6 protein-coding genes are annotated in these 9,581 nt (G+C 72.9%); 2 read left to right on the top strand and 4 right to left on the bottom strand.

Going from position 1 to position 9,581, the window contains the following annotated elements; translation table 11 throughout:
- Window positions 1–206 precede the first annotated feature (206 nt).
- Window positions 207–1,826 carry a hypothetical protein gene (locus NCC78_RS08705; RefSeq protein WP_250793218.1) on the bottom strand — a complete coding sequence of 540 codons (1,620 nt, stop codon included), beginning with the start codon at window positions 1,824–1,826 and terminating at the stop codon, window positions 207–209.
- A gap of 145 nt (window positions 1,827–1,971) precedes the next feature.
- Here NCC78_RS08705 and NCC78_RS08700 point away from each other — a divergent pair, with 145 nt between their 5' ends.
- On the top strand, window positions 1,972–3,012 hold the full coding sequence (locus tag NCC78_RS08700) for an App1 family protein phosphatidate phosphatase (RefSeq protein WP_250793216.1): 1,041 nt from the start codon (window positions 1,972–1,974) through the stop codon (window positions 3,010–3,012).
- 106 nt (window positions 3,013–3,118) lie between these two features.
- Here NCC78_RS08700 and NCC78_RS08695 read toward each other — a convergent pair whose 3' ends face one another.
- Complete coding sequence (locus NCC78_RS08695; RefSeq protein WP_250793215.1) at window positions 3,119–4,075, bottom strand: helix-turn-helix domain-containing protein; 957 nt, start codon at window positions 4,073–4,075, stop codon at window positions 3,119–3,121.
- Between the two features lie 98 nt (window positions 4,076–4,173).
- Here NCC78_RS08695 and NCC78_RS08690 point away from each other — a divergent pair, with 98 nt between their 5' ends.
- Window positions 4,174–5,229, top strand: a complete 1,056-nt coding sequence (locus tag NCC78_RS08690) for a saccharopine dehydrogenase family protein (protein ID WP_250793213.1) — start codon at window positions 4,174–4,176, stop codon at window positions 5,227–5,229.
- A 112-nt stretch (window positions 5,230–5,341) separates the two neighbouring features.
- Here NCC78_RS08690 and glgB read toward each other — a convergent pair whose 3' ends face one another.
- Window positions 5,342–7,444: a 1,4-alpha-glucan branching protein GlgB gene (gene glgB / locus NCC78_RS08685; protein WP_250793211.1), complete on the bottom strand. Its 2,103-nt coding sequence runs from the start codon at window positions 7,442–7,444 to the stop codon at window positions 5,342–5,344.
- Window positions 7,432–9,528 (bottom strand): alpha-1,4-glucan--maltose-1-phosphate maltosyltransferase, encoded by a 2,097-nt coding sequence (locus NCC78_RS08680; protein ID WP_250793210.1) that lies wholly within the window; start codon window positions 9,526–9,528, stop codon window positions 7,432–7,434. Before NCC78_RS08680 ends, glgB begins: the two co-directional genes overlap by 13 nt.
- Window positions 9,529–9,581 lie beyond the last annotated feature (53 nt).

Raw genomic sequence — 9,581 nt, 5'->3', positions numbered from 1 at the left:
CCTCCTCGCCGGCGCTGAGCGCGACCAGCGCGGCCAGCACCTCCTCCCGGGCCCCGGTCAGCTCCGGCAGGCTGAGCCGGGCCAGGTCCAGCCGCCGGCCGGTGCCGGCGTCGGCCTTCCCCTCGGAGGGCGGGAGCAGGATGAGCATCGGTGGACTCCTCGGTCGGCCCGGCGCGCACCGGGTCCGGCCAGCGTACGACCCGGCCCTACCGCCAGGGCCGCACCGGCGTCTCCGGGTGGTACACGCGATACCCGCCGACCTCGGTGAGCACGGCGGCGTCGGCCCGGTCGCCGAGCAGCCGGCGCAGCCGCCGCTCCAGCGTCGAGCCGACCTCCACCACGTACCCCGGCCGGTCCGCCCTTGCCACCTGTCGCCAGTACGCCGGGTAGCGGTTCTGCCCTGGGGTGACGGAGTCGTCGAGCACCGCGCACGCCACCTCCTCGGCGGTGTTGAAGATCAGCCGGTTGCAGGTCCAGTAGTCCCCGTACACCTCGCGGGGGCCGCCGCCGCGCAGCGCGTCGGCCAGCTCGCGGGCGTCGCGCTCGTCGACCCGGGAGGCCTCCGTTCCGGCGGCGGCGAAGAGCACGGTGACCACCAGCGTGGTCGCGGTCAGCGCGGCGAGCACCGCGGTGGCGAGCGCCCCGGTCAGCCGGCCCAGCACGCCGACCGTCCCCCGCCAGCAGGCGACCGCCGCCACCCAGAGCGGCCAGAGCACCGCCGGCAGGGAGAGCTGGAGCACCGACAGGTACCGGGCGTTGTCCAGCGGGCTGGTGGCGGCGAACGAGCTGCGCACGTACGACAGCAGGGTGAGCGTCGCGCCGACGACCAGCGCGAGGTGCACCACCGGGCCGACCCGCCGCCCGCGCGGGCCGCCCGCGCCCCGGCGGTACGCGACCAGGGCGACCACCGCCGCGACCGCCAGCAGCACCGGGTACAGCAACCCGAACCACTCCTGCCAGCGGGCGCAGCCGTCGACCGGGCAGAGACCGGTGGCCAGCGGCACCCCCTCCAGCAGCCCCCCGCTGAGGCGCTGCGACCACGGCGGCGTCGCCCCGGCCTTGGTGCTGATCTCGCGGAACACCGACAGTGAGTCCTCCCCGGCCGGCGCGACCAGGTTGTCCCGGATCATCGGTGCGATCCCGAGGGCGAAGCCGGCCAGCAGCAGCGCCCCGGCCCAGCCGAGCAGCTCCCGGCGGGCCGCCCAGAGCAGCACCAGCGCGGCCACCGCCAGGTAGGGCAGGATCAGCCAGTCCGACCAGGCGGCCACCCCGGCGAGCAGGCCGAAGAGTCCGACCGCCGCCCGCCGGTGGCGCACGGCCCTCCGGGCGAGTCCCACGGCGATCAGCAGCATCAGCAGCACCGCCGCCTTGGCCTCGGGCCGTCCGCCGACCACGGTCAGCTGGTCCCGCACCACCCGCTCCGGGCCGAGAGCCAGCAGACCGACGACGAAGGTGGCGAACCAGGGCGCGCAGATCCGTCGGGTGAGCCGGTGGATCAGCCAGAGGAAGAGGGCGTAGAGCACCAGCAGCGGCAGCCGCAGCACCGGCCAGCTCGGCCCGGCCACCGCGACCAGCGGCGCCGCCAGGTACGACTCCAACATCCCCATGTAGCGCTGCCCGTAGAGGAAGACCGGCAGCTCCCGGCCCTGCGCGATGTGCAGCGCGGCCAACCCGAAGGTGGCCTCGTCGCTGTTGGAGACCGGCACCGTGTGCAGGGTCAGGACGAGCCGGTAGCCCACCCCGGCGAGCCCGAGCAGCAGCGCGACGAGCGCCGGCCGGTCGAGCCGCGGGCGCCACCGCCCGCGCTGCTGCACTGGTTGCGACACGACCAACGCCCCCGTCGTCGTCCCGGCCGAGTGTTTCACGTGCTCATGGCGGGGTGGGGCGGATCGGCCGAGTCGACCGGCGGGGGTGCCGGGGCCGTTCCGCCTCGCGTGGCCGAGGTGGTCGGGTTGTGGCAGGGTTGCACCCGTGCCACCCACTCCCGCCGGCCAGTTGGCCGTACCGAACCTGCACCGGGCCGCGCGGATCGAGGACGCCGTGCACCAGCTGGTCGAGCGTCGGCTGCGGCGCACCGGCTGGCGGACCAACGTCATCGCGTACACCGGCTACGGCGCGCCGGGCTGGGTGCGCGTGATGTGTCGGGTGCTGCTGGGACGCCCGGACACCCGGCAGCAGGGCCGGCTGGAGAAGGTCCGCGGCTGGCGCAGCTTCACCACCCTGCCGGCCAAGCACGTCACCGTGACCATCGACGCCGGCGGGGTGCGGCACGAGGCGCGGGCCGACCGCAGCGGCTTCGTCGACGTGACGGTCGAGGCGGACCTGCCGCCCGGCTGGGGTTCGGTACGGATCAGCCTGCCGGACGCCGAGCCGGTGGAGGCGCCGGTGCGGATCCTCGACCCGGAGGTGCGCTTCGGCATCCTCTCCGACATCGACGACACGGTCATGGTCACCGCGCTGCCGCGTCCGCTGCTCGCGGCCTGGAACACCTTCGTCCTCGACGAGCACGCCCGGGCGGCGGTGCCCGGCATGGCGGTGCTCTACGAGCGGCTGGTCACCGCCCACCCCGGCGCGCCGGTCTTCTACCTCTCCACCGGCGCGTGGAACGTCGCGCCGACCCTGACCCGGTTCCTGTCCCGGCACCTCTACCCGGCCGGGCCGCTGCTGCTGACCGACTGGGGGCCGACCGCGGACCGCTGGTTCCGCAGCGGGCGGGAGCACAAGCGGGTCACCCTCGCCCGGCTGGCCAAGGAGTTCCCCGAGGTCAAGTGGCTGCTGGTCGGCGACGACGGGCAGCACGACCAGGAGATCTACCGGGAGTTCGCGGCCGCCCACCCGGAGAACGTGGCCGGGGTGGCGATCCGCCGGCTCTCCCCGACCCAGGCGGTGCTGGCCGGTAGCCTGCCCGCTCCGGCCGAATCGTCGTCGGCGGGGCCGATCGGGCAGAAGTGGCTCTCCGCACCCGACGGCGCTGGCCTGTGGAAGCTGCTGCGCGACGCCGGCCTGGTCTGACGTACGCCGCCCGCGCGGGCGCACCTGCGACGGAGGAGGTGCAGGGTCGACCGCACCAACCACGGCAGGTGGGAGCGAGCGGAGTCCCGCCGCCGACAGATGGTGGTCACGATTGCGATGAGGGCCCGGCGCTGCGGAAGGTGCGACGGTAGGCGTCCGGAGGTACACCGACGGTGCGGTTGAAGTGTCGACGCAGCGTCGTGGCGGTGCCCATGCCGGCCGCCTGGGCGATGGCGTCGATGCTGTTGTCGGTGTTTTCCAGCAGCTCCTGGGCCCGGCGGATCCGCTGCGTCGACAGCCATTGAAGCGGGGTGGTGCCGGTTGCCGACCTGAAGTGGCGGGCCAGGTTGCGCGAGCTCATGTTCGCCTGGCGAGCCAGGTCCTCCACGGTCAGCGGACGGTTCAGCCGTTCCATCGCCCAGGGGAACAGGTTGGCGAGGGGATGGTCGTCGCGGGCGGGCACCGGGGTGGTGACGAACTGGGCCTGGCCGCCGGCGCGATGCGGCGGCACGACCAGGCGGCGGGCGACGGCGTTGGCGACCGTCGAGCCGTGGTCGCGGCGGATCAGGTGCAGGCACAGGTCGATCGCGGCGGCCTTGCCGGCAGAGGCGAGCACGTTGCCGTTGTCGACGTAGAGCACGTCCGGGTCGACCTTCACCCGGGGATAGCGGTCGGCCAGCGCCTCGGTGTGGGCCCAGTGCGTGGTCGCGCGCAGCCCGTCCAGCACCCCGGCGGCGGCCAGCACGAACGCACCGGTGCACAGCGAGACCAGCCGAGCGCCCGCCTCGTGGGCCGCGCGGACGGCGTCGAGCAGGTCGGGTGGCACGTCCGCGTCGATGTCCTCCAGGGCAGGGATGATCACGGTGTCGGCGCGGGCGAGTCGGTCCAACCCGTCGTCAGGTTCCAGGCGGAATCTGCCGATCCCGACCGGGCCCAGGCCGCAGACCACGAGGTCGTACCACGGTTCTGCCAGGCCGGAGGGGTCGCGGACGAAGACCTCGCAGGCCATGGCGAGCTCGAAGTGCAGCATCCCGTCGGTGGCGGCGAGCGCGACAGTGGCCATGTCCGAAAGTGTATGGGGCGTGGCGTTCCCGACACTGGTCCGGGGCCGGCCGCTGCTGGAGGCTCTGCTCAGTCGATCTTTTCGAGGGGGAACTGCAGATGAGCCAGAGTGTGGCGGTGTTCGGTGCGTACGGACACACCGGGCGGTTCGTGGTGACGGAGTTGCGCGATCGCGGGTTCGTCCCGCTTCTCCTCGGTCGCGACGCGGGCAGGCTCCAGGCGCTGGCGGCGTCGCATCCGGGGCTCGAACACCGGGGGGCGTCGGTCGACGATCCGGCCTCGCTCGACCAGGCGTTGAAGGGCGCGGCCGCGGTCGTCAACTGCGCCGGCCCGTTCGCCTCGACCGCGGCTCCCGTGATCGAGGCCGCCCTGCGCGCCGGGGTCCCGTACGTGGACGTGGCGGCCGAGATCGAGGCCAACCTCGACACGTTCACGCACTTCACCGACCGCGCGCAGACCGCGGGCGTCGCGGTGGTCCCGGCGATGGCCTTCTTCGGCGGACTCGGCGATCTGCTCGTCACGACGGCGATGGGCGACTGGACGGCGGCCGACGAGGCGCACGTCGCGTACGGACTGAGCAGCTGGCACCCCACGGTCGGGACCCTCGCCTCCGGCACCGTCTCCCGGGACCGGCGCGATGGCCGACGTGTCCGCTACACGGGTGGCCGGCTGGAGTACTACGTCGACGAGCGCGACCTGCCGAGGATGGAATGGGACTTCCCCGCGCCGCTCGGCCGCCGGACCGTCCTCGGTGAGTTCACGATGGCCGACGTCGTCACCGTCCCCAGCCACCTGTCCATCCCCGAGGTGCGCACGTACATGACCACCGACGCGGCCAAGGACCTGGCCGCTCCGGGCACACCCGCACCGACTGCGGACGACGAGTTCGGCCGGTCGGCGCAGACGTTCACCGTCGACGTCATCGTGCGCTCCGGCGACACGCGACGACGCGTCGTCGCCAGCGGCCGGGACATCTACGCCATCAGCGCACCGCTGGCGGTCGAAGCGGTCCATCGCATTCTCGGCGGTCGGACGAGGACGAGCGGCGTCGCCTCCGCCGGCGAGATCTTCGACGCGCCCGACTTCCTCCGCGCGCTGTCCGCGCACATCTCGCTCGAACCGCCCCGCGAGTCTCGCGCGCCGCAGGTCGCCTGACGGAGCTACCGGCTCCGGCTGGTGCAGAGGACTTGCCAAAAGCTGGCACATAGGCGGCCTTGCGGGTCAGCCCGCCCCGGCCGGAGGACGTGCTCCCAGGCTGGCGGCCGGGTCAGTCCTGACGCAGCCAGAGCACCCCGAGCGGCGGCACCTGCAAGGCGGCGGACGCCACCATGCCGTGCCACGGCACGTCCTCGGCCCGCACCCGGCCCAGGTTGCCGACCCCCGACCCGCCGTAGTGGTGGGCGTCGGTGTTGAGCACCTCCGCCCAGGTGCCGCCGGCCGGCAGCCCCACCCGGTAGTCGTGCAGCGGCAGCGCGGAGAAGTTCGCGACACAGACCAGCGTGGAACCGTCGGGGGCGATCCGGACGAACGAGACGGTGTTGTTGGCGACGTCGTCCCCGGCGATCCAGCGGAAGCCGGCCGGCTCGGTGTCCTGCGCCCACAGCGCCGGGGTGTCCCGGTAAACCGTGTTGAGGTCACCGACGAGGCGTTGCACGCCGGCCCGGCCCGGATCGTGCAGCAGGTACCAGTCGAGCCCGCGCTCCTCGCTCCACTCCCGGTCGTCGGCCAGCTCGCAGCCCATGAAGAGCAGCTGCTTGCCCGGGTGCGCCCACATGTACGCCAGCAGCGCGCGGACGTTCGCCAGCCGCTGCCAGGTGTCACCGGGCATCTTGCCGGCCAGCGAACCCTTGCCGTGCACCACCTCGTCGTGGCTGATCGGCAGCACGTAGTTCTCGCTCCAGGCGTACGCCAGGGAGAAGGTGAGCTGGTGGTGGTGGTGCTGGCGGTAGACCGGGTCCTTGGAGGTGTAGAGCAGGGTGTCGTGCATCCAGCCCATGTTCCACTTGAACCCGAAGCCGAGCCCGCCGTCGGCGGTCGGCCGGGTCACCCCCGGCCAGGCGGTGGACTCCTCGGCGATCATCACCACCCCGGCGTGGTTCCTGTAGACGGTCGCGTTCACCTCCTGCATGAACGCGAGGGCCTCCAGGTTCTCCCGGCCACCGTGGACGTTCGGGACCCACTGCCCCTCCTGCCGGGAGTAGTCCAGGTAGAGCATCGAGGCGACCGCGTCGACCCGCAGGCCGTCGACGTGGAACTCCTCGCACCAGTAGAGCGCGTTGGCGACCAGGAAGTTGCGCACCTCGCGGCGGCCGAAGTCGAAGACGTACGTGCCCCAGTCGGGGTGCTCGCCGCGGCGCGGGTCGCAGTGCTCGTAGAGCGGGGTGCCGTCGAAGCGCGCCAGCGCCCACTCGTCCTTCGGGAAGTGCGCCGGCACCCAGTCCAGGATCACCCCGATCCCGGCGGAGTGCAGCCGGTCCACCAGGTGCCGGAAGTCGTCCGGGTCGCCGAACCGGGACGTCGGCGCGTAGTAGCCGGTGACCTGGTAACCCCAGGAACCGCCGAACGGGTGCTCCATCACCGGCAGGAACTCCACGTGGGTGAAGCCCAGCTCGGTGACGTACGCGGTGAGCTGCTCGGCCAGCTCCCGGTAGCCCAGGCCGGGCCGCCACGAGCCGAGGTGCACCTCGTAGACGCTCATCGGCTCCTGGTGCGGCTGGCGACGGGCCCGCCGTTCCAACCAGGCCGCGTCGGACCACTCGTACGTCGAGTGGTGCACCACCGACGCGGTGGCCGGCGGCACCTCCGCGTACCCGGCCAGCGGGTCGGCCTTGTCCCGCCACCGCCCGTCGGCGCCGAGGACGCGGTACTTGTAGCGGGCGCCGATCCGGACGTCGGGGACGAAGATCTCCCACACCCCGCTGGAGCCGAGCGAGCGCATCGGCCAGCCGTCGTCCGGGCCCCAGCCGGTGAAGTCGCCGACCACCCGCACGCCGCGGGCGTTGGGTGCCCACACGGAGAAGGCCACGCCCTCGTCAAAGACCCGTGCGCCGAGCGCCTCCCAGAGCCGCTCGTGGCGTCCCTCGCCGATGAGGTGCAGGTCCACCTCGCCGAGGGTCGGCGGGTAGCGGTACGGGTCGTCGGTGGTGTGCCCGTCGGCCTCGATCCGGTAGTCGAGCACGGTGCCCTCGACCCGGGTTTCGAAGACCCCGACGTCGTGCACCCGCTTCATCGGATGCCGCTCGGTGCCGACCACCAGCATCACGTCGCCGGCGCCCCGGCGCATCGCGCGGATCGTGGTCCACCCGTCGGCGGGGTGCGCGCCGAGCAGGGCGTGCGGGTCGTGGCTGTGCCCGGCGATCAGCTGGTCCATCGTGCGTCGTCCTTCTGGGCGGGAGCGGTCGGGGCGGTGCCGCCCGAGAGGTCGTCGGGGACGTCTTCGACGGTCAGCTCGACCGGCGCGACGGCGGCCGGCACGGAAGGCGCGGGCGGGGCCGTGCGCCGCACGGTCAGCACGTGCGCCGGCTGGAGGTACGGGTCGAGGCGGACGGCGTTGCGCTGGCCCCAGTCGTAGCGGGCGCCGGTCAGCTCGTCGTGCACGGTGAACCGCTCGTGCCAGTCGAAGCCCAACGCGGGCATGTCCAGGGTGGTGTTGCCCCACTGCACGGCGTGCGAGTCGAACGAGCAGACCACGATCACCGCGTTGCCGGTCTCCGGGTCGTGTTTGGACCAGCAGAGCAGCGCCGGGTTGTCGATGTCGTGGAAGACCAGGTTGCGCAGCTGGTGCAGGGCCGGGTTGTCCCGGCGTACCCGGTTGAGGGTGGCGACGAACGGCGCCAGCGACCGACCCTGCGCCTGCGCGCCGGCCCAGTCCCGGGGCCGCAGCTCGTACTTCTCGTTGTCCAGGTACTCCTCGGCGCCGGGGCGGGCGACGTGCTCGAAGAGTTCGAAGCCGGCGTACATGCCCCAGGAGGGGGAGAGCAGCGCGGCCAGCACCGCCCGGATCTTGAACATCGGCGGGCCGCCGTGCTGCAGCGAGGAGTGCAAAATGTCGGGGGTGTTGGGCCAGAAGTTCGGCCGCATGTAGTCGGCCGCCGCCACCAGTTCCTCGCAGTACGCCCGCATCTCCGCGGCCGACGTGCGCCAGGTGAAGTACGTGTACGACTGGGTGAAGCCGATCTTGCCGAGCCCGTGCATGATCGCCGGCCGGGTGAACGCCTCGGCGAGGAAGAGCACGTCCGGGTCGACCTTCCTCACCTCGGCGATCAGCCAGTGCCAGAAATCGAAGGGCTTGGTGTGCGGGTTGTCCACCCGGAAGATCCGGATGCCCTCGCCGACCCAGTGCAGCACCACCCGCAGGATCTCCGCCCGGATGCCCTCGGGGTCGTTGTCGAAGTTCAGCGGGTAGATGTCCTGGTACTTCTTCGGCGGGTTCTCCGCGTACGCGATGCTGCCGTCGGCCCGGGTGGTGAACCACTCCGGGTGCTCGGTCACCCAGGGGTGGTCCGGCGCGCACTGCAAGGCCAGGTCCAACGCCACCTCCAGGCCCAGCTCGGCGGCGGCGGCGACGAAGTCCCGGAAGTCCTCCGGCGTACCCAGGTCGGGGTGGATGGCGTCGTGGCCGCCCTCGGCGGCGCCGATCGCCCACGGCGAGCCGACGTCGTCCGGACCGGCGGTGAGCGAGTTGTTCGGGCCCTTGCGGTTGACCCGCCCGATCGGGTGGATCGGCGGCAGGTAGAGCACGTCGAAGCCCATCGCGGCGACGCCCGGCAGCCGGTCGGCGGCGGTGGCGAAGGTGCCGGAGCGGGCCGGGGCGTCGACGGTCGCCGGGATCGCCCCCTCGGAGCGGGGGAAGAACTCGTACCAGGCGGAGAAGAGCGCCCGCCGGCGGTCCACCCAGAGCCGGTGCTCCTCGCCGGTGGTGACCAGTTCCCGCACCGGGTGCGCCCAGAGCAGGTCGGCCAGCGCCAGCGCCGGGCCGACCCGCTGCGGTAGCGGCAGGTCGGTGTCGACCAGTGCGGCGACCGCCCCGGCGACCCGGGCCCGGTCGGCGGCCGGCACCAGCTCGCGGGCGGCGGTGAGCACCCGCGCACCCTCGGCCAGGTCGTTGGCCAACTCGGCCGGCCCCTGCCCGGCGGCGACCTTCTTGGTCACCGCGTTCTGCCAGGTCAGATACGGATCGGCGAACGCCTCGACGGTGAAGGTCCAGGTGCCCACGGCGTCCGGGCGGATGGTGGCGTGCCAGCGATCCTGGCCCGGCTCGCCTGGCCGCATCCGGGTGAACGACCGCACCTTGCCGTCCGGGCCGGCCCACACCACGTTGCAGCCCAGTGCGTCGTGCCCCTCCCGGTAGGCGCGTGCCGACACGGGGACGTGCTCGTCGACCACCGCCTTGGCCGGGTACCGCCCGCAGGAGACGACGGGGGAGACGTCTTCGATCGGGAACCGTCCAGTCACCCCGCCAACCTACTGTGCGAGATCCCCTCGCGCGCGGCAAGCATCGAGGTCGG

It is taken from the genome of Micromonospora phytophila (genome assembly GCF_023656545.1).
Classification (GTDB): domain Bacteria; phylum Actinomycetota; class Actinomycetes; order Mycobacteriales; family Micromonosporaceae; genus Micromonospora; species Micromonospora phytophila.
This window is presented reverse-complemented; position numbering and strand designations above follow the sequence as displayed.